The organism is Mycetocola zhadangensis, from assembly GCF_003668565.1.
GTDB classification, from domain to species: domain Bacteria; phylum Actinomycetota; class Actinomycetes; order Actinomycetales; family Microbacteriaceae; genus Mycetocola_A; species Mycetocola_A zhadangensis.
Window position 1 is genome coordinate 530,242 of sequence record NZ_RCWJ01000002.1, and the last position, 17,449, is coordinate 547,690.

Consider the following 17,449-nt stretch of genomic DNA (forward strand, 5'->3'; position numbering starts at 1 on the left):
TGAGTGAAAGCAGTCGCGGCGCGGAGATTGGGTCAGGCGTGAGCCGTGACCGGTGCCCGGGTGGCCTTGTCAGCTGCCAGGCCAACGCCGAGGAGCACAATGGCGCTACCGAGGTGGAGGAAGTGGTCTGCCGTGTTGAGGGCGAGGATGTTGAAGGCGGTGTCGACCAGGAAGAAACCGACGATTCCCAGCAGCAGGTAGACGGCTCCGACCACAGTGTTGACGGTCTTCGATGCCGAAACCGTTGAAACGCCTGCGATAAGTAAGGCCAGGCCGATCAGCAGGTGGGCGATGTTGTGCAGCGGGTTGACCGCGAACAGCCCAAGCAGGAGATTTCCCTCGGTCGCAATGATGCTGAGACCACCGGTGACCGCGAAGCCGAGCAGTCCGACGAGCAGGTAGACCGCGCCGAAAATTGTGGCGAGAAGACGGTTGGGTGAATTGCGCATGGTTCCTCCTGGAGTTCCGGGCGGCGAATGCCGCACAGAACCCATTCGGACCTCTACACCGATCGGTTTGGTCTAACCGGGAATTCCTCGACGCCCGGCGATCTTAGTGACCGCGAGCGGGAACCCCGAGCCGGTCACACGCTGCCTCGTAGAGAACGACAACCTCGCGTCGAATCTCCGCGCGCTCGGTGACGGTTGTCTTCCACGGCACAACAGCGTCGCGCTCGTCACCGTCGACCGTGACGCGCCAGGTGCCACCACCGCCATCGAGACCGATCATGGTCGCCGCCTCGGCGTCACGGTCCACAAACGCCTTCGCGATCAAAAGGTTGTCGTCGCTGTGATCGGTGTTCATGTGCCTGAGCACGGCAGCAACAATCGTGTCGTCAAAGGTGTGCACTGTCATGTCTTCATGACAGTGCATCACATCGTGCCCTGTCAATTGGCGGGTTACCACGGAACACCTGTCCTGCGCGAGGGCTGGTCCGGCCGAGTCTCGCCTGCCTAAGCTCGGGGAAACCCGAAAGGCGGAGACACTGTGATTCTTGGTTTTCACGCATCGCACGAACAGATTCACCCCCGGCGGCTGCTGGACGCGGTGATCAAAGCTGAAGAGGTCGGTTTCGGCGCCGCCATGTGCTCCGACCACTTCGCTCCGTGGAGCGCCCGCCAGGGGCATTCGGGATTTGCGTGGTCGTGGCTCGGCGCAGCTTTGCAAGCCACCAACCTCAAGTTTGGCGTCGTCAACGCGCCCGGCCAGCGTTATCACCCGGCGATCGTCGCTCAGGCAGCCGGAACGCTCGAGGCGATGTACCCCGGGCGTTTTTGGGCGGCGCTCGGATCGGGCGAAAACGTGAACGAGCACATCACCGGGGATGCCTGGCCGCGCAAGAGCGTGCGCAATGATCGACTGCGCGAGAGCGTCGATGTCATGCGTCGCCTGCTGAACGGAGAAGAAGTGACCTCCGACGGACTGGTCACCGTCGACCGGGCCCAACTCTGGACGCTGCCCGACTCCCCGCCCCCGCTGCTTGGCGCGGCGACCAGCCCCGAGACAGCAGCCTTCGTGGCGCCGTGGGTTGATGGGTTAGCGACTGTGCTGCAGGAGCCTGATGACCTCCGCGCAATTATTGAGGCCTACCGCGGGGCTGGAGGGACAGGGCCTGTCGTGCTCCAGGTGCACCTCAGTTACGCGTCGACTGACGAGGAAGCGCTCGCCATCGCGCACGACCAGTGGCGAAGCAACGTGTTCGCGCCTCCGATCTGCTGGGACATCGATTCCCCTGCAGGGTTCGACGAGGCGTCAAAGCACGTTCAGCCCTCGGACATGACGTCGAACGTTCTCGTGTCGTCGGATGCCGCCTGGCACGCCGCTCGAATCGCAGAGTTCGTCGAGCTTGGTTTCGATGAGATTTACCTGCACCACGTTGGCACCGAACAGGATCGGTTCCTCGATGTGTTCGGCGATCGTGTTGTGAGCCAGTTCGCATGAACGACATGAAGACCACGGACACCGCCGACCTGTGGTGGAAGAACGCCGTGGTCTACTGCCTGGATATCGAGACCTTCCTCGATTGGAATAATGACGGAGTTGGGGACCTCGCCGGACTCGCGCAGCGCATCGACTACCTCGCCGAGCTCGGCGTAACTTGCCTGTGGCTCATGCCGTTCTATCCGACTCCTGACCGGGACGATGGATACGACATCACCGATTTCTACGGCGTCGACTCGCGGCTCGGGCACCACGGCGACCTGGTCGAGGTGCTCCGAATGGCGAAGGACAGGGGAATTCGCGTTATCGCCGACCTGGTCGTCAACCACACGTCAGACCAGCACCCGTGGTTCAAAGCGTCCCGCTCGAGTGTTGATTCGCCGTACCGGAACTTCTACGTCTGGCGGAAGGAAGCCCCGGCAAATCAGCCGCAGACGGTGTTCCCCGGCGAAGAGTCCGGAATCTGGGAACTGGACGATAAGACGGGGGAGTACTACCTGCATCGGTTCTATCGCCACCAGCCGGACCTCAACGTCGAGAACCCTGCCGTGCGCGAGGAGATCGCGAAAATCATGGGGTTCTGGCTCGAACTAGGTCTCAGCGGATTTCGGGTCGACGCAGTGCCCTTCTTCCTCGAGCGCGACCCGGGCAAGAGTTCAGACGACGACTCGAACGGCGATCCGCACGACTACCTCAAGTCGCTCCGAGCGTTCCTGGGCAGACGCACCGGCGACGGTATTCTCCTCGGGGAGGTCAACCTCCCCAGGGACGAGCAGGTCACCTACTTCGGTGGCGAGGCACTCGACGAGCTCACGATGCAGTTCGACTTCGTGGCGATGCAGAAGTTCTACCTCTCGCTGGCTCGGGAGGACGCGGCACCGCTGGCCGATGCGCTCGCCACACGGCCCGAACTTGGTCGGCCGGCGCAGTGGGCAAACTTCCTGCGCAATCACGACGAACTAACCCTCGACAAACTCACCGACCTGGAACGCGAGGAGGTGTTCGCTGCCTTCGCGCCTGACGAGGAGATGCGTGTGTACGGCCGCGGCATCGTGAGGCGATTGCCAACGATGCTCGGTGGCGATCCCCGCCGCATCCGGATGGCATACAGCCTGCTGTTTTCGATGCCTGGCACACCCGTGCTGTTCTACGGCGAGGAGATCGGCATGGGGGAGAACCTCGCGATCGGTGGCCGCGGTGCCGTCCGCTCACCCATGCAGTGGAACCCAGGCCCAAACGGTGGGTTCTCGGATGCGTCGAAGAGGAAACTCACCGCTCCGGTTGTCGAGGACGGCTACTCGCCACGGTTCGTCAATGTCGCAGACCAGCGGCGCGACCCCGATTCCCTGCTGACCTTCGTCCGCACCCTCAGCCGCATCTACCGCAACTCGTCGGAGATCGGCTGGGGCACGTTCGAGGTGCTCGACCAGCCGCACAGTTCTGTGCTCGCACACAGCGTGTCAGCGGCGGAGGGGCGCATGGTCGCCCTGCATAACTTTGGTCAGAATCCCGTCAGCGTCGCACTGACGATCCCCCGAACGGATGCCACGACGCGGCTAGTCGACCTGCTCAACGGTGGCGAGGTGGAGCTATCCGAATCGGGCAAGGCCGACGTCGAGCTCGATGGGTACGGCTATCGCTGGCTGCGTGTGATCGAGCAGGGAAGCCGGCGATTGTATTGATCAGATAACGGAATGCTCACACCAGCCGCGCCCTCCCAATCGAGGGTCAGGGCTCGGATAGACTCCCGAAATGTGAGGCCATCAGGGGGATGGATGAGAATTCGAATTGTGAAGCGCGTCGCCGCTCTCGCCGTTGCAACGAGCCTGATTGCCGGTCTCGCCGGCTGCTCAGGGCCGGTGACGGCAACTGTCGACTTCCCCGAACAGGCGTCTGGTGACCTTCCGGCCGCAACGGTCGAGCAGCTCGATGCCGCACTCGCCAATGGAATGGGGCTCGCCGCAGCCTCCGGCGCTGTCGTCGGCGTGTGGGCGCCCTGGTCAGGCACCTGGACCTCCGCAGCTGGCACTGTCGCACCTGGAGGTGAACCGATGTCAGCCGACATGCACTTCCGGGTAGGGGACAACACCAAACCGATGACCTGCGATGTGCTGTTCGCGCTCGTGGATGCGGACCGAATGTCTCTCGACGATGAAGTGTCCGAGCACCTGTCCGGCGTCGTCGGAGTGGACGGGCTCACGCTCGGCCAGCTCTGCCAGAGCACATCTGGGCTCGGCGATTACGCAGCGCAGCTCAAGCAGTATTTCGCCAGCAACCCCCAGCGCCAATGGACACCCATGGAGCTCGTCTCCCACGGCGTCTCCTTCCCGACCACGGGAGCGCCAGGTGCGAAGTACTCCGTGTCAGCCACCAACTATGTGCTCCTCGGTCTTGCGCTCGAGGCCGCGACGCAGTCGAGTATGGCGACACTGTACTCGGAGTACATCTTCGACCGGATCGGCATGGAGAATACGTTCTTCCCCTCGCCAGAGACCATCGAACTGCCCGCTCCGTTCGCGACAGGGTGGGAAGCGCAACGGCAGGCCGACGGAACCCTCGCCTGCGCCACTCCAACCGACGAGTCCAAACTGTCGAACTCGATGGTGTTCTCCTCCGGCGGTGTTGTGTCGACGGTCGGTGACCTCAAACAGTACGTGCAGGCGCTCGCAGCCGGATCGCTGCTGGGAGAGAAAACTGAGGAGAAGGCGTGGAAGACGGTGCCGGTCGCCGACGACGCACCGGCGTGGCAGGGGTATGGCCCCGGCGCGCTGCAGTTGGGCCCGATGCGAGGCCAGGCCGGATACATTCCGGGGCACCTCTCTGCGATGCTGGCCGATCCTGAGTCGGGGCTCACCGTCGTCGTGATGCTCAACAACTCGACGGCCGGCAAAGAGTTCGCGCAGACCCTGGCGATGAAACTCGCGGCCATCGCGGCCAAGGCAGCCCCAGCCGAGAGCAGGGAACGCCCGACAGGCGGCCTGCCGTGGTCGGAGGAGCAGATGTCTGAACAGCTCAACGCACGCGCGGTCTGCCAGCCCCCAGCCGCGTAGGTCGCTGGCCGAAACTCGTCGGTAAACGGCGGCTTTTCCTGCTGCCACGAGGAGGCGTGCCTCTAGGGTGGGGACATGCCGATTACGCCAGACACCAAGAACTGGACCTGGGTGCTTGAACGCCCCTGCCCCGATTGTGGTTTCGACGCCAGTTCCGTTCAGCTGTCTGACGTGCCACGCATCCTGCGAGAAAACCCAGCGGCCTGGCCACAGGTGCTGCTTCGCGCTGACGTGCGCGAACGCCCGAATGATGAGACCTGGTCGCCGCTGGAGTACGCGGCCCACGTCCGTGACGTCTTCCGGATCTTTCACACCCGGTTAGCCGTCATGCTCTCCGAGACCGATCCGGAGTTCGAAAACTGGGATCAGGACGCAACGGCCGTCGCCGACCGCTACCTGGAGCAGGACCCGGCCTTCGTGTCGGCCGAGCTGGTCTCAGCAGGTCACCAGCTCGCTGACGCGTTCGAAGCGATTCCCGTTCACGACGTCGCCCGCACCGGTCGCCGCAGTGATGGGGCCGTCTTCACCGTCGAGACGCTCGGTCAGTACCTGACACACGACCCGATTCACCACCTGTGGGACGTGACCGCGCCGAAGGCGTAAGCCGACCGAGCGGACCGCCACGTGGCATCCGCTCAATTTGCGGTCAGCGGGAGCGCGACCCTGTGGCGCCGCCGCGGCGTTGAGCATCGTTGTGCACAATGAGCACCGGGCAGGGAGCGTGTGCGACGCACGCCGAGCTGACCGAGCCAAGGATCAACCCGGTGAAACCGCCGTGCCCGCGACCGCCGAGAACGAGCATCTCGGCACCGGCGCTGTACCGAATCAGGGTGCTGCTCGGGGCTCCCTCGAGGACCGTTCGGGTGAACCGCGCCGGGATGTCTGCGCCGAACGCCTGCTCGACGGCAACATCGAGCATCTTCTCGATGTTCTGTGCAGGCGTCCAGCCGGTGTCACTCTGGTAAAAGTCGTACATCGAGTACGCCTTCAGCCAGACCGAAACCGCTTCAAGCGGGGCGTTCAGAGCGTCGGCCAGGCGCCGCGCGTGGCGGAGCGCCCGAATCGACGACTCTGAACCGTCGACTCCGACGAGAATCGACGGTACCCGCTGGTGCCCTGATTCGACCTGGCCCGCATCGTCGCTGTCGCTCATGCTGCCAGTATGCCCCGCGGAGAACGGGGGAGGAAGAGTCAGTGTCGATCGGGCGCCGCACTGGGGATACCGACGAGTGCCGCGCTTTTCTCCCACAACTCGGAGGCCAGGGCTGTGTCGTATGCCAGCGGGTTGGCCTTTGCGATCTGCCGCTTCGCGTAGTACGCGCCAGACACCCAGTCGACGCCTGGTGCGGCCTGGGCCAGCCAGACCAGGGTGTCTGAGCCCTGCTCAGGCGAGGTCAGCAGGAAGCGGAAGACACTGCGGTACAGGTGGCGCATGGCCGTCGTCGATCCGTCGGCGAAGTTCGTAGCGACCACACCCGGGTGGAACGCCGCTGCCGAAATGCCGTCGTCGGCATATCTCCGGTGCAGTTCGGTGGTGAAGAGGATGTTGGCGAGCTTCGCGTTGCCGTACGCCCGGTTCTCTGTGTAGCCGTTTTCGAGGTTCAGGTCGGAAATGTCGAACTTCGCGAAGCGGGTGTTTGCGACGCTCGACGTGTTGAGGATCCGCGCGTTGCTCTCGCTCAGGCGGTTCTGCAGCAGGTGCGTCAACAGGAACGGCGCGAGGTGGTTGACCTGGAAGGTGGTCTCGTTGCCATCGACGGTCAGCGTGCGATCGCCGAAGATGCCGCCGGCGTTATTCGCCAGCACGTCGATGCGGTCGTAGCGGTCGAGCAGGGTGGAGGCCAGCTCACGAACGTCATCGAGGCGGGAAAAATCAGCGGTGACGGATGCCACGCCAAGGGCGCCTGCGACCGCTTTCGTTTTTTGCGGTGACCGGCCCACAACAACAACTGTGTCGCCGGCGTCGTGAAGTCGACGCGCGGCGACCGCACCGATCCCGTCGCTGGCTCCTGTGATCACCACTGTGCGCCCGGTCATGGCCCCTCGATCCTGTGTGTCCTAGTGTGTCGAGGGAACAGCCTATGGCGACCGGTTGGGTAAACGCCCCGGTTGACAGGGCGGATGAAACAGCACAGGCAGGAGGACCGAATGATTGATCAGCCCGAACACGCCAGCGATGTTCGATCGGGGCCAGGCCTCGATTCGCCCGACCCGCGCGGTCGTACGGGCCTTGACCGGGTCGGTCGCGACCTGACCCGAAACCCGGACGTGATCGTGAAGGACGTGGAGCTGACGTCGACCGGGTGGCATGTGCTGCGCCGAACGACATTCGACTTCCGGCGTCGAGACGGCAGGTGGTCTGAGCAACAACGTGAGACATACGATCGCGGAAACGGCGCGACCATCCTGCTCTACGACCCTGTCGCCCGCACCGTGTTGCTGACGAAGCAGTTCCGCTTTCCGGCGTACGTCAACGAGCATCCGGATGGCATGCTCATCGAGGTGGCTGGGGGTTTGCTCGACGATGATGACCCCGAGACGGCGATCCGCCGCGAGGCCGAGGAAGAACTCGGGGTCACTGTTGGCGAGCTCAGACACGTCTTCGACCTCTACATGAGTCCCGGTTCGGTGACTGAGCGCGTGCACTTCTACGCCGCCGCCTATTCAGGAAATGATCTTCGAGGCGCTGGTGGAGGGCTCGAGGACGATGGGGAAGACATCGAGGTGCTGACTGTTCCATACGCGGTGGCGCTTGAGATGCTGAAGGACGGAAGAATCGTCGATGGTAAAACGGTGATCCTGCTGCAGTGGGCTGCTCTCGAGGGCATTTTCGCCTGACCACGCCGAAATTCTGGCGCCAGCCCCTTGGCAACCCGTGGCGCCGCCGCCCGGGCGAGGATACCCTGACCACATGGCTTTGAGCGACCGTGTTGGCGACGGTATCGGGGACGGCGCTGGCGACGGCGCTGCTGGGGAACGCGCCATGATCGGTCCGATCGAGCCCGACCGGTTGCACGTCATGAGTTGGAACATCCGCCGGCCATTCCCACACCTGGCCAAACGGCATCCCGACCGCTGGGAAGACCGCAAATGGTTACTGATCCAATTGCTCGCGCGCGAACAGCCGTCGGTGATCGGAATGCAGGAGGTCATGCCTGACCAGCTGCACGTGCTCGAGACCGCGCTTGGCCCGTCCTGGCAGTGGGTCGGTTACGGCAGGAACCCCGACCACGGTGGAGAACACTGCCCCATTTTCTTCGACACCAGCCGCCTCAGCCTGGACTCGTGGAAACAGGTGGCCCTCTCGGCGACACCGGGGGTGCCCGGGTCGCGGTCGTGGGGAAATCTCATTCCCCGGGTCGCCGTTGTGGCGAGGTTCACCGACAGAGCAACAGGGTTGCCCATTCAAATCGTCAACGCTCACCTCGATCACCTCTCCCGAAAGTCGCGATACCGCTCCGCCCGGCTGCTCGGTGAGCTGGCGGCGTCAGCGTCAGGTGCCGTCGTGGTGATGGGCGACATGAACACCACGCCGCGGTCACTGCCGTACCGGTACCTGACCGGTGAGGGGGGACTTTTCGACAGCTGGCAGGCGGCGAAGACCCGCCTGACCGAGGCATGGACCACGTACTCTGGGTACCGCCCACCCAAACGCGGAGGCAAACGCATCGACTGGATCCTTGTGAATGATGCGGTCGAGGTGGACTCTGCGGGAATCAATGCGGTCCGGTTCTCCGGCGCCGCAGCATCTGACCACGAACCAGTCCAAGCGGTGCTGCACGGTAAGAAGGAGTAAGAACGAGTGACCTCCCACCCGGTCCGGCGACGACACTGGCTTGTCACGAACTTCCTTCGCCCAGCCACCTCGTTCGGTGAGCGCTTCGCCGACCTCATTCGGATCCTGGGGCTCGGGAGCCTCGTGGTTGTGGCGATCGGGTGGGGGTTTGTCGAGATGGCTGTGTTCTCGCTCGCGCTGCTCGGTGTTGTTGCTCCGCGGTTCCTCGGGGCCCGTGCGCTGCTCGACGCCGCCTCAGGCATCGTCGTTCTGGTCGCAGCCTGGAGCGCGGTGCTCGACCTGTACAACTCGATCCCGTGGTGGGACATCGTTGTGCACTTCGCCCTCAACGGACTCGTTGCCGCCCTCGCCTGGGTACTGTGCCTTCGGCTCGGCGTCTCGCTCGCCGGGATGAGTGAGCGTCGGAGTTACGCGCTCACCATCGTGCTGACGACAGCGCTCGGCCTCGCAACCGGTGCGTTGTGGGAAATGGGTGAGTGGCTCGGGCACACCTACATCGATGACACCATCTATGTCGCATACAACGACACGATCGGCGATCTTGTCGCTGGCGGCCTCGGCTCAATTCTCGCCGGCTGTTTCATGCCGCTTCTGGTTGGTACAGACCGAAGCCGCTGAGTGGCATCCGCTCGTATCTTTTTCGGAAAGCATGCGTTCCTGACCCCGTTCGCGAGACAATGTGTATGTGCCCCTTTTCCGCCGTCGCCCCGCCCGCGTGAATGTCGGTAGGTACAAACCGCTGCCGCAGGACCCGATCGCACCCATCGATCGCGTGGTTGAGGAGGGCGTTCTCATCACGGCGTCATCGGTGCGGATGGCGATCAAGAACAGGGTGATCGTTGGTGCCCTTCGTGATGACCTCAAGTTCGACGCTGAGGCGCTCGGAAAAGCGGCTCGAGAGGAGTTCCTCGCGCTCGCCGATGAGAACACCTACACGGCTAAACGGCTGGAACGGCTTGGTCACTGGGCGTACTCGCCAGGCGACGCAAACCTCGGCGATCCGTTCGTTGACGAGGACGAGATTGACGAAGAGCACCGCCGGCGGCCGCAGGTGCACCGGGCGCTCGCCGAGGCGCTCAAGGCGGAGGCCGACAACTCCGAACGGATTCGGGCGATTGTCGAGCAGGCACGTGATGACGCGTGGGAGGAGATCGGCCGTGAGCTGCGGGCCCGGCTGCGCAACACGGGCTACGTGCGTGAGACCGATCCGAAGTACGAGAAGATGCGGGCGAAACGGGTCAAGGAGTTCATCAAGACCGACCTGGCCAGGCTGCGCGTCACCGACGACTGAAGCTGAGCGCCGTGTCGAACGGGCGCGGTCCTGCAACGAACCAGACCACCATGGCGACGAGTGGCACGCAGACGAGCGCGGCGACCCAAAATGCCCGTCCCCACGTCTCAAGCTTGGGTGAACGCAGAATGGTGACGACGGCGTACGCGATAGCGGTGAGGTACGCGGCCCCTGCAGCACCGGCCACAGCACTTGCGAGAATGAGATCGGCGGTCATGGGAGCCCTTCCGTGAGGTGCCCCTCAACCTAGGTCAGTGGCCGTGAGTGGTCAAGACGTGCTTTCAGCTATCCCGCATTTTCTGGTTCGACCGCGACGACCTGGCCGCTCGCGTCGGTCGAATACCGCCCTTTCGACAGCTCGACAAGAACGAGCTGGTTGCCGAACGGATCCGCTCCCACAGCAACTTTGCCCACCGGGATGTTCGTCGGCTCGGCCACGATCGTCCCACCCGCTGCAACAATCGTGTTGAGTGCATCGGCGACGGATGCCACGAGCCAGTTCACGGCCGCACCAAGGTTCGTGCTGAGAACCAGCTCGGTGTCGCTCTCGGGCAGTCGTAATCCCGCCTGCCCGATCGCGTCGTTTCGCCAGATCAGCTCGTGGTGGAGCTTATCGCGGTAGAAGCCGAGCCCGTCTTCGAGGTTCGGCACTGGCAGCATCACCGCATCCACGAATCGGAGCAACGCCGGTGGGTGGCTCACGGGATCCGTCATTCTCGTTCCCTTCCTTCATCGTTGTGCTGCAGCCACACCTTGAGGACAGCGTTCGACCACAGGTGTTCACTCCCGTTGGCATCATTGAGCCGCGCGGATCTCCCAGCAAAGCATTGATGCGTTCGGGCTGGAAGACCCCGCGGGCTCGTGCTTCGGGCGCCGAATCAACAAGGCCGTCACGGGAGTAAGGGCATTCGTGTTTGCCCTCCAACCTTCGAAGTCAAGGACTGCCGCCAACCTTTTTGTCAACCTACGGTTGAGGTCCCCGGTGGGGAAGATCTTTGCGTAGTGGAAGAGAGATGGGGAAGGATATGACTCTTTTGCAGGATCGCGCGACGAAGCCGGTACTGGAGATCCTTGCCATCAGCGACCACGAGTGGCGGGTTTGCGACGGGCGTTTCGCTCAAAGAGACGCACCACGGATGCTGGGCTACATCGATCGGACGAGCGCTGGCTATGAGTTGGTGCGACTTCAACACGAACCCCGGGTGCAGATCTTTGATTCGCTGAAGGGTGCGTTGGACGCACTCATCGAGCCATCCAGCGACGAGCTTCCGGGTGGTTGAGTCGCGAGAGGCGCTCGCCGCAGTTCAAATACGACCGAAGTGCCAGGGCTGGCTGCCGCTGGCGAGAGCCTGCACATGTCAACCGGCCAGAATCGAAGCAGTTTCGGGTCGTCGGGGGCGGGGCCATATGGGACCCTGGCCAACGACGAGGTCGCAGCCGACTGGTTGCGAGCCGTGATTGCGGGAGCCCAAGAGCAGCCCTAGAGGTTGAGGTCCTCGTAGTTTTCAGGCATGGTCTCGTCGTGCGGGCGCACGGGAGGCGGGGACGACAACAGCATTATTCGTTCCTGCATGTATGCGACAGCGTCTGCGTTGTCGAGATCGGGGAGGCTGGAAATCGTGGTCTCGGCAATGAGCGCAACTCCGCTGTCGAGCAGGAAAGTCGCCTCCGTCTCGTTGCCGTCCGGGCTTATCGCGCGCAGCGTCACCGTGTCGGCCTTGCTTTCAGTGGCGAGCAATGAGGCGTACTCGAGGAGGAGGTCAGTTGCCTGGTCGCCGATAAGAAGGGACTTGTCTCCGAACGTGACGTGCTTCATGTGCTCACGGTACGTTCCGCTTGCACTTTTGCCGAGGGGCTTGCGCATTGTTGGATCGTCGCGGTGAGAGGTGTGGTCTGGCGGAGCCGCCGATAAGATCGAGGGGGTGCGCCGGGAAGTCTGGTCGGCAAGTTCGATCAGCGACCCATTTCTGAAGGAGTTTCCCTTTATGGCATCCACCCCGTCCGCGCCGGCAACCGTTCCTTCGCGAGGAAGCTTCTCGGAAGCAACGCGTATCGGTGCGATCCTTCGCAAGGAGACCGTCGGCGGGATGCTTCTCGTCGGAGCGGCGATCATTGCTCTGGTGTGGGCCAACTCTCCCGTTGCCGACAGCTACTTCGCACTTCGCGACTTCAGGGTGGGTTATGCGCCGTGGCATCTCGAACTGAGCCTGGGCGCATGGGCCTCCGATGGCTTGCTCGCAATCTTCTTTTTCCTCGTCGGCCTTGAGCTCAAAAGGGAAATTGTTGCGGGAGACCTGCGTGATTTTCGTAAGGCGGTCATCCCCGTGGCCGCGGCGGTCGGCGGCGTTGTGGTGCCAGCGCTCATCTATGCGGCAGTGAACTGGGGGAACGAGAAAACCATCCAGGGATGGGCGATTCCCACGGCGACCGACATCGCGTTCGCTGTTGCCGTGCTCGCGATCGTTGGATCGCGCCTGCCGAGTGCTCTGCGGATCTTTCTCCTGACCCTCGCCGTGGTTGATGACCTCATCGCCATCGTGATTATTGCCGTCTTTTATACGGGCGAGATCAACGTTCTCGCCCTGGGCCTGACCCTCGTGCCTCTGACCTTGTACACGGTGCTCGCGCAACGCTATCGCCGGTTCTTCGGGATGAAACCGGCTGCGGCCTGGCTCATCCTGCTGCCGCTCGGACTGGCCACCTGGGCGTTGTTGCACGCATCGGGCATCCACGCCACGATCGCCGGTGTGCTGCTTGGATTCGCTATCCCGGTGATCCGCAGCGCGGCGAGTGGTGGCCCTTCAGCCGGGCCCGGACTGGCGGAGATCTTCGAGCACCGGTTCCGGCCGATCTCCGCCGGCTTCGCCGTGCCGGTTTTCGCATTCTTCTCGGCAGGTGTCGCTATCGGAGGTATTGACGGGTTCACGTCCGCCCTGGCCGACCCCGTGTCGATCGGGATCATCGTCGCTCTGGTGGCGGGGAAACCGGTCGGGATTCTGGTGACCACCTGGGCGGTCGCGAAGTTCACTCGGGCACGGTTGGATCCGTCGCTTCGGTGGGTTGACCTTCTCGGTATGGGCCTGCTCGCCGGAATCGGGTTCACGGTGTCATTGCTGGTTGCCGAGTTGAGCTTCGGAGCCGGGGGTCCCGAAAACGATCACGCCAAGGTCGCTGTCCTGACAGCATCCGTTCTGGCCGCAATGCTCGCGGCGGTTGTCCTGCGGGCACGCAACCGCGTTTACAAGCGAATTGAGGTCGCTGAGCGCGCGGATGCGGATAACGACGGGACGCCGGACGTGTATCAGACGGGCCGTTGAAACCGCGCTGACGGAACGTGGTTACCGGGGTGGGATCCGCCACGGGAAGGGAAAGTTCGGATCCAGCGCCTGGAGTGCTGCCAGCTCGTCGTGCGTGAGCTCGCCTTGGGACGCCTTCTGCGCAAGCGACATTGCGCGCACGTCCTTGACAGGGTTGCGGACGTTCCCGGCGTTCACCAGCCCTGTTTGGCGAAGCACCCAGGCGTAACGCAGTCTGCCCAATCCTGTGTTCTTCCGATACACCGTCAGCAGATAGACGATGCACGCCCCGAATGCCGCAGCCGTGATGAGGGACAGAAGTCCGTCGCCGGCTGCTGCGTCACCCCCGGTGAATCCGATGCCGTAGCCCCATGCCGCGACCACACCGGCGATTCCGAGGAGTACAAACAAAGTGCAGGCGACAAACTGGATGCCCCAGTAGCCTCCTGCCGATTTTTTGAGGGCTCTGTACTGTTCGGCGGTGAGGTCAGGGGGGAGGGTTTCCACGTCCGTTAGCCTGCCACAACGAATCGGCGAGCTGTGTTTCAGTGTCGATCTCGGTCGTTCTGCGTCGCCTTGCCCTTGTGTCGTATTTGAACTCGTATATGATTTTCGTTATTCGAGCGAGCAACGATTTGAAGCTGTTGCAAGGGACTCGAGTTCAGACAATGCCGTCGAACTGACATAGGAGTCACCCCGATGAGTACATCACAACCAGAAGGTGTGGCCCCTACGGGGACGATCGCCACTCACGCCGAGCGGCGACGCGTCGTATTCGCGACGATCGTCGGAACCACGGTGGAATGGTACGACTTCTTCATCTACGCGACCGCGGTGGGGCTCGTGTTCGGCCAGCTCTTCTTTGCGCCGCTGGGTGCGGACAGCGCGATTCTCGGTTTCGCTACCGTGGGAGTGAGCTTCCTGTTTCGCCCGCTCGGTGCCTTCCTTGCCGGTCATTTCGGCGACAAGTACGGACGCAAAACGGTGCTCATGTGGACACTGATCCTGATGGGTGCGTCGACCGCTCTGATCGGATTGCTCCCCACGTACGAGGCGATTGGAATTGCTGCGCCGATCTTGCTCGTATTTCTCCGGATCCTCCAGGGCATTTCCGCGGGCGGCGAATGGGGTGGCGCCGTCCTCATGGCTGTCGAGCACGCGCCGCAAAGCAGGCGTGGCATCTTCGGTGCGTCTCCGCAGATCGGAGTTCCGCTTGGCCTCCTGCTCGCGTCAGGGGTAATGGCGCTGATGACGATCATCGCGCCAGGCGACGCGTTCCTCCAGTGGGGCTGGCGCATTCCGTTCCTGTTGAGCGTGGTGCTGATTCTGGTCGGCTACTACGTACGCCGGAAGGTCGAGGAGAGCCCGGTATTTACCGAACTCGCCGAGCGTAAGGAAAAGGCCCAGATGCCGATCGTGCAGCTGTTCAAGAAGCACGCGCTCCTGGTCGTCGTCGCTGCATTGGTGTTCGCGGGCAACAACGCCGTCGGCTACATGACCACAGGCGGCTACATCCAGGGGTACGCCACGAACCCTGACGGTCCGCTCGCCTTTGAGCGCGGCCCGGTTCTGTGGGCCGTCGCGGGATCCGCCGTGACGTGGCTGTTGTCCACGCTGCTCGCTGGCTGGGTGTCGGACCGCCTCGGGCGTCGTGCCACCTACCTCATCGGCTGGGTGCTGCAGCTGGTCGGTGTGATCACCCTGTTCCCGCTGGTCAACAGCGGCAGCGTTGGGCTTCTCTTCGCCGGCCTGGCAATCCTGACACTCGGGCTCGGCTTCACGTACGGACCGCAGGCAGCGCTCTACGCAGAACTCTTTCCCGCCTCCATCCGTTTCTCCGGGGTCTCTATTTCCTACGCAATCGGCGCGATCATCGGTGGTGCATTCGCTCCGACCATCGCTACGGCGCTCGTGCAGGCAACGGGCAGCACTCTGTCCGTCACCTGGTACCTCGCAGCCATGACCGTCATCGGCCTGATCGCAACGCTGCTGCTTCGCGACCGGAGTGGAATCCCACTCGGACCGGACCACGAGGAGCAGCAGTCGATCAGCCCGATCCGCGGCCTCGCCCGCGCCTAATCCTCGAAGAGCGAAGGAATCAGCATGCAGTTCCACCATCACGGGTATGTGTCTGGCGACCCGCGCGTCATTGCGCCCGAGGGCACAGGCATCGATCGTCCGAGCGAGATCCCCGAAGAGATCGACGTGCTGATCGTCGGGTCAGGACCTGCTGGGATGCTTCTCGCAGCCCAGATGGCACAGTTCCCAGAGGCAGCGACGCGCATCATTGAGCGGCGCGCAGGCAGGCTTCCCCTCGGACAGGCGGACGGAATCCAGCCGCGGAGCGTCGAGACGTTTCAGGCGTTCGGATTCGCGGAGCGAATAGTCGCCGAGGCTTACAACATTGCCTACATGAACTTCTGGAACCCAGATCCAGAGAACCCGGCGAACATCGTCCGCACCAGCCGCACCGAGGACTATGGATTCAAGATCAGCGAATTCCCACACCTCATCGTCAACCAGGCGCGCGTACTCGACTACTTCGCTGAGGCGGCGGCGAATGGCCCTGGGCGTATCGCGCCCGATTATGGCATCGAGTTCGTGTCGCTCACAGTGCACGAGCAGGGTGAGTTCCCCGTTGAAGTCCGTCTCCGCTACGTGACGGGTGAACGCGCGGGCGAAGAGCGCACCATCCGTACCAAATACGTCGCCGGTTGCGACGGGGCGCGCAGCGGAGTTCGTGAGGCGATCGGACGAAAGCACGTCGGGGCCGCTTCGTTGCACGCGTGGGGTGTCATGGATGTGATGGTCAACACCGACTTTCCCGACTGGCGAACCAAATGCGCCATCAATGCGGTTGCTGGCAACATCCTGCACATCCCGCGCGAAGGCGGGTACCTCTCGCGCGTCTACGTTGATCTCGGAGCGGTCGCCGAAAACGATGAGCACCGCGTCCGGCTCACCCCCATCGATGAGATCATCCGCAAGGCAAACGACATCCTGCACCCCTACACGCTCGATGTGAAAGAAGTCGCCTGGCACAGCGTCTACGAGGTCGGCCATCGGGTCACCGACAAGTTCGACGACGTTCCTAATGGCTCAGAGCGCGCCCCGCGCGTCTTCCTCACAGGAGACGCCTGCCACACCCACAGCGCGAAAGCTGGGCAGGGCATGAATGTGTCCATGCAGGATGGATTCAACCTCGGGTGGAAGCTCGGCTCGGTGCTTACCGGGCGCAGCCCCGACGCTCTGTTGGCCACCTATTCGGCCGAGCGCCAGCCAGTGGCCCAGCAACTCATAGATTTCGACCGGGAGTGGTCTTCTCTCATGGCTCGGAAGCCTGAAGAGATCTCCGACCCACAGGACCTGGCGACCTATTACCTCGCAACGGCGGAGTTCCCCTCCGGGTTCATGACCCAATATGAGCGATCCGAGATCGTCGGGGACGCCGCCCATCAATCGCTGGCCGAAGGGTTCCCGATCGGCAAACGCTTCAAGTCGTCCGAGGTCACGCTCGTTGCGGATGGCAACGCTGTCCACCTCGGACACCATGCGAAGGCGGATGGGCGGTGGCGTCTCTACGCATTCGCTGATTCGCCGTCCGCGGGGGAACCTTCGGAACTCACGTCCTGGGCGGAGTGGATCTCGTCTTCAGCCACCTCGCCGGTGATTCGTTACACCTCGCGGGCCGAAGACATCGACGATGTTTTCGATGTGAAAGTCATTTATCAGCAGCCGTTCGAAGGCGTCGACATCTCGCGGGTGCCCGCGATCTTCCGGCCGAAAACGGGGCCGCTCGGACTCACGGACTGGGAGAAGGTCTTCGCCGCTGCGCCAAGTGCGTGGACGAACACGGACATCTACGACGAGCGCGGGCTTTCGCGCGACGGGCTCGTCGTGGTCGTGCGTCCCGATCAGTATGTCGCCGCGGTGCTTCCCCTTACAGCGACCGACGCGCTTGCCGAATTCTTCGAAAGGTCGATGGTTCAGGCGCCCTGAGCGAGGTCCTAATGATCCGGTCAGAGACACGCAGCGATCCTCTCGCCGGTCCGCGCCTCCTCAGGGGTAGGTGCAT

Annotated in this window: 20 protein-coding genes; 12 read left to right on the top strand and 8 right to left on the bottom strand. The window is 63.1% G+C overall.

Annotation, left to right across the window (positions count from 1 at the left end; all coding sequences use genetic code 11):
* Positions 1-32 precede the first annotated feature (32 nt).
* Entirely contained in the window at positions 33-449 is a 417-nt protein-coding gene (locus D9V28_RS09120) for a DUF4383 domain-containing protein (RefSeq protein WP_121659385.1), read from the bottom strand.
* A gap of 103 nt (positions 450-552) precedes the next feature.
* Positions 553-855: a DUF2470 domain-containing protein gene (locus D9V28_RS09125; RefSeq protein ID WP_121659386.1), complete on the bottom strand. Its 303-nt coding sequence runs from the start codon at positions 853-855 to the stop codon at positions 553-555.
* Between the two features lie 132 nt (positions 856-987).
* Here D9V28_RS09125 and D9V28_RS09130 point away from each other — a divergent pair, with 132 nt between their 5' ends.
* The 4 genes from D9V28_RS09130 to D9V28_RS09145 all read left to right on the top strand — a co-directional run bounded on the left by D9V28_RS09130 (position 988) and on the right by D9V28_RS09145 (position 5,594).
* A complete protein-coding gene (locus tag D9V28_RS09130; RefSeq protein ID WP_121659387.1) occupies positions 988-1,941 on the top strand; it encodes a TIGR03885 family FMN-dependent LLM class oxidoreductase in 954 nt (317 codons plus the stop codon).
* Between the two features lie 5 nt (positions 1,942-1,946).
* Positions 1,947-3,623, top strand: a complete 1,677-nt coding sequence (locus D9V28_RS09135; RefSeq protein WP_121659720.1) for an alpha-amylase family protein — start codon at positions 1,947-1,949, stop codon at positions 3,621-3,623.
* Between the two features lie 93 nt (positions 3,624-3,716).
* Entirely contained in the window at positions 3,717-4,991 is a 1,275-nt protein-coding gene (locus tag D9V28_RS09140; protein WP_183086480.1) for a serine hydrolase domain-containing protein, read from the top strand.
* A 75-nt stretch (positions 4,992-5,066) separates the two neighbouring features.
* Positions 5,067-5,594: a DinB family protein gene (locus D9V28_RS09145; RefSeq protein WP_121659389.1), complete on the top strand. Its 528-nt coding sequence runs from the start codon at positions 5,067-5,069 to the stop codon at positions 5,592-5,594.
* Between the two features lie 43 nt (positions 5,595-5,637).
* On the opposite strand, the gene D9V28_RS09150 is transcribed toward D9V28_RS09145, so the two are convergent.
* The gene (locus tag D9V28_RS09150; protein WP_121659390.1) at positions 5,638-6,144 is read right to left on the bottom strand and encodes a universal stress protein; all 507 of its coding nucleotides are present in this window, start codon (positions 6,142-6,144) and stop codon (positions 5,638-5,640) included.
* Between the two features lie 38 nt (positions 6,145-6,182).
* Positions 6,183-7,028 (bottom strand): SDR family NAD(P)-dependent oxidoreductase, encoded by an 846-nt coding sequence (locus D9V28_RS09155; RefSeq protein WP_121659391.1) that lies wholly within the window; start codon positions 7,026-7,028, stop codon positions 6,183-6,185.
* A 111-nt stretch (positions 7,029-7,139) separates the two neighbouring features.
* On the opposite strand from D9V28_RS09155, the gene D9V28_RS09160 reads away from it, so the two are divergent.
* The 4 genes from D9V28_RS09160 (at position 7,140) to D9V28_RS09175 (ending at position 10,078) form a co-directional block, all read left to right on the top strand.
* Positions 7,140-7,829: an NUDIX domain-containing protein gene (locus tag D9V28_RS09160; protein ID WP_229727849.1), complete on the top strand. Its 690-nt coding sequence runs from the start codon at positions 7,140-7,142 to the stop codon at positions 7,827-7,829.
* A gap of 73 nt (positions 7,830-7,902) precedes the next feature.
* On the top strand, positions 7,903-8,787 hold the full coding sequence (locus tag D9V28_RS09165; protein ID WP_121659393.1) for an endonuclease/exonuclease/phosphatase family protein: 885 nt from the start codon (positions 7,903-7,905) through the stop codon (positions 8,785-8,787).
* A 6-nt stretch (positions 8,788-8,793) separates the two neighbouring features.
* Positions 8,794-9,405 (top strand): DUF2238 domain-containing protein, encoded by a 612-nt coding sequence (locus D9V28_RS09170; RefSeq protein WP_121659394.1) that lies wholly within the window; start codon positions 8,794-8,796, stop codon positions 9,403-9,405.
* Between the two features lie 67 nt (positions 9,406-9,472).
* Entirely contained in the window at positions 9,473-10,078 is a 606-nt protein-coding gene (locus D9V28_RS09175; protein ID WP_147440956.1) for a hypothetical protein, read from the top strand.
* Here the strand turns inward: D9V28_RS09175 and D9V28_RS09180 are convergent.
* Together D9V28_RS09180 and D9V28_RS09185 are read right to left on the bottom strand one after the other, a co-directional pair.
* The gene (locus tag D9V28_RS09180; protein ID WP_121659396.1) at positions 10,065-10,295 is read right to left on the bottom strand and encodes a PLDc N-terminal domain-containing protein; all 231 of its coding nucleotides are present in this window, start codon (positions 10,293-10,295) and stop codon (positions 10,065-10,067) included. The genes D9V28_RS09175 and D9V28_RS09180 overlap by 14 nt on opposite strands.
* Positions 10,296-10,363: 68 nt before the next feature.
* Complete coding sequence (locus tag D9V28_RS09185) at positions 10,364-10,792, bottom strand: VOC family protein (RefSeq protein WP_121659397.1); 429 nt, start codon at positions 10,790-10,792, stop codon at positions 10,364-10,366.
* 311 nt (positions 10,793-11,103) lie between these two features.
* On the opposite strand from D9V28_RS09185, the gene D9V28_RS09190 reads away from it, so the two are divergent.
* A complete protein-coding gene (locus tag D9V28_RS09190; protein ID WP_147440957.1) occupies positions 11,104-11,358 on the top strand; it encodes a hypothetical protein in 255 nt (84 codons plus the stop codon).
* A gap of 200 nt (positions 11,359-11,558) precedes the next feature.
* Here the strand turns inward: D9V28_RS09190 and D9V28_RS09195 are convergent, their stop codons facing one another.
* Complete coding sequence (locus tag D9V28_RS09195; protein WP_147440958.1) at positions 11,559-11,894, bottom strand: Rossmann-fold NAD(P)-binding domain-containing protein; 336 nt, start codon at positions 11,892-11,894, stop codon at positions 11,559-11,561.
* 169 nt (positions 11,895-12,063) lie between these two features.
* Here D9V28_RS09195 and nhaA point away from each other — a divergent pair, with 169 nt between their 5' ends.
* The gene (gene nhaA, locus D9V28_RS09200; protein ID WP_121659721.1) at positions 12,064-13,395 is read left to right on the top strand and encodes a Na+/H+ antiporter NhaA; all 1,332 of its coding nucleotides are present in this window, start codon (positions 12,064-12,066) and stop codon (positions 13,393-13,395) included.
* A 21-nt stretch (positions 13,396-13,416) separates the two neighbouring features.
* Here the strand turns inward: nhaA and D9V28_RS09205 are convergent, their stop codons facing one another.
* Positions 13,417-13,881 (bottom strand): hypothetical protein, encoded by a 465-nt coding sequence (locus D9V28_RS09205; protein WP_121659400.1) that lies wholly within the window; start codon positions 13,879-13,881, stop codon positions 13,417-13,419.
* A gap of 192 nt (positions 13,882-14,073) precedes the next feature.
* Here D9V28_RS09205 and D9V28_RS09210 point away from each other — a divergent pair, with 192 nt between their 5' ends.
* Together D9V28_RS09210 and D9V28_RS09215 are read left to right on the top strand one after the other, a co-directional pair.
* Entirely contained in the window at positions 14,074-15,453 is a 1,380-nt protein-coding gene (locus tag D9V28_RS09210; RefSeq protein ID WP_121659401.1) for an MFS transporter, read from the top strand.
* Between the two features lie 24 nt (positions 15,454-15,477).
* Positions 15,478-17,373, top strand: coding sequence for an FAD-dependent monooxygenase (locus D9V28_RS09215; RefSeq protein WP_121659402.1), 1,896 nt, complete (start codon positions 15,478-15,480; stop codon positions 17,371-17,373).
* Positions 17,374-17,449 lie beyond the last annotated feature (76 nt).

Coding starts and splice junctions, on each gene's coding strand:
- D9V28_RS09195 (WP_147440958.1), bottom strand. CDS start 11,894: ATGAAGCACGTCACGTTCGGAGACAAGTCCCTTCTTATCGGCGACCAG.
- D9V28_RS09140 (WP_183086480.1), top strand. CDS start 3,717: ATGAGAATTCGAATTGTGAAGCGCGTCGCCGCTCTCGCCGTTGCAACG.
- D9V28_RS09155 (WP_121659391.1), bottom strand. CDS start 7,028: ATGACCGGGCGCACAGTGGTGATCACAGGAGCCAGCGACGGGATCGGT.
- D9V28_RS09135 (WP_121659720.1), top strand. CDS start 1,947: ATGAAGACCACGGACACCGCCGACCTGTGGTGGAAGAACGCCGTGGTC.
- D9V28_RS09190 (WP_147440957.1), top strand. CDS start 11,104: ATGACTCTTTTGCAGGATCGCGCGACGAAGCCGGTACTGGAGATCCTT.
- D9V28_RS09145 (WP_121659389.1), top strand. CDS start 5,067: ATGCCGATTACGCCAGACACCAAGAACTGGACCTGGGTGCTTGAACGC.
- D9V28_RS09120 (WP_121659385.1), bottom strand. CDS start 449: ATGCGCAATTCACCCAACCGTCTTCTCGCCACAATTTTCGGCGCGGTC.
- D9V28_RS09180 (WP_121659396.1), bottom strand. CDS start 10,295: ATGACCGCCGATCTCATTCTCGCAAGTGCTGTGGCCGGTGCTGCAGGG.
- nhaA (WP_121659721.1), top strand. CDS start 12,064: ATGGCATCCACCCCGTCCGCGCCGGCAACCGTTCCTTCGCGAGGAAGC.
- D9V28_RS09185 (WP_121659397.1), bottom strand. CDS start 10,792: ATGACGGATCCCGTGAGCCACCCACCGGCGTTGCTCCGATTCGTGGAT.
- D9V28_RS09210 (WP_121659401.1), top strand. CDS start 14,074: ATGAGTACATCACAACCAGAAGGTGTGGCCCCTACGGGGACGATCGCC.
- D9V28_RS09215 (WP_121659402.1), top strand. CDS start 15,478: ATGCAGTTCCACCATCACGGGTATGTGTCTGGCGACCCGCGCGTCATT.
- D9V28_RS09160 (WP_229727849.1), top strand. CDS start 7,140: ATGATTGATCAGCCCGAACACGCCAGCGATGTTCGATCGGGGCCAGGC.
- D9V28_RS09165 (WP_121659393.1), top strand. CDS start 7,903: ATGGCTTTGAGCGACCGTGTTGGCGACGGTATCGGGGACGGCGCTGGC.
- D9V28_RS09150 (WP_121659390.1), bottom strand. CDS start 6,144: ATGAGCGACAGCGACGATGCGGGCCAGGTCGAATCAGGGCACCAGCGG.
- D9V28_RS09125 (WP_121659386.1), bottom strand. CDS start 855: ATGACAGTGCACACCTTTGACGACACGATTGTTGCTGCCGTGCTCAGG.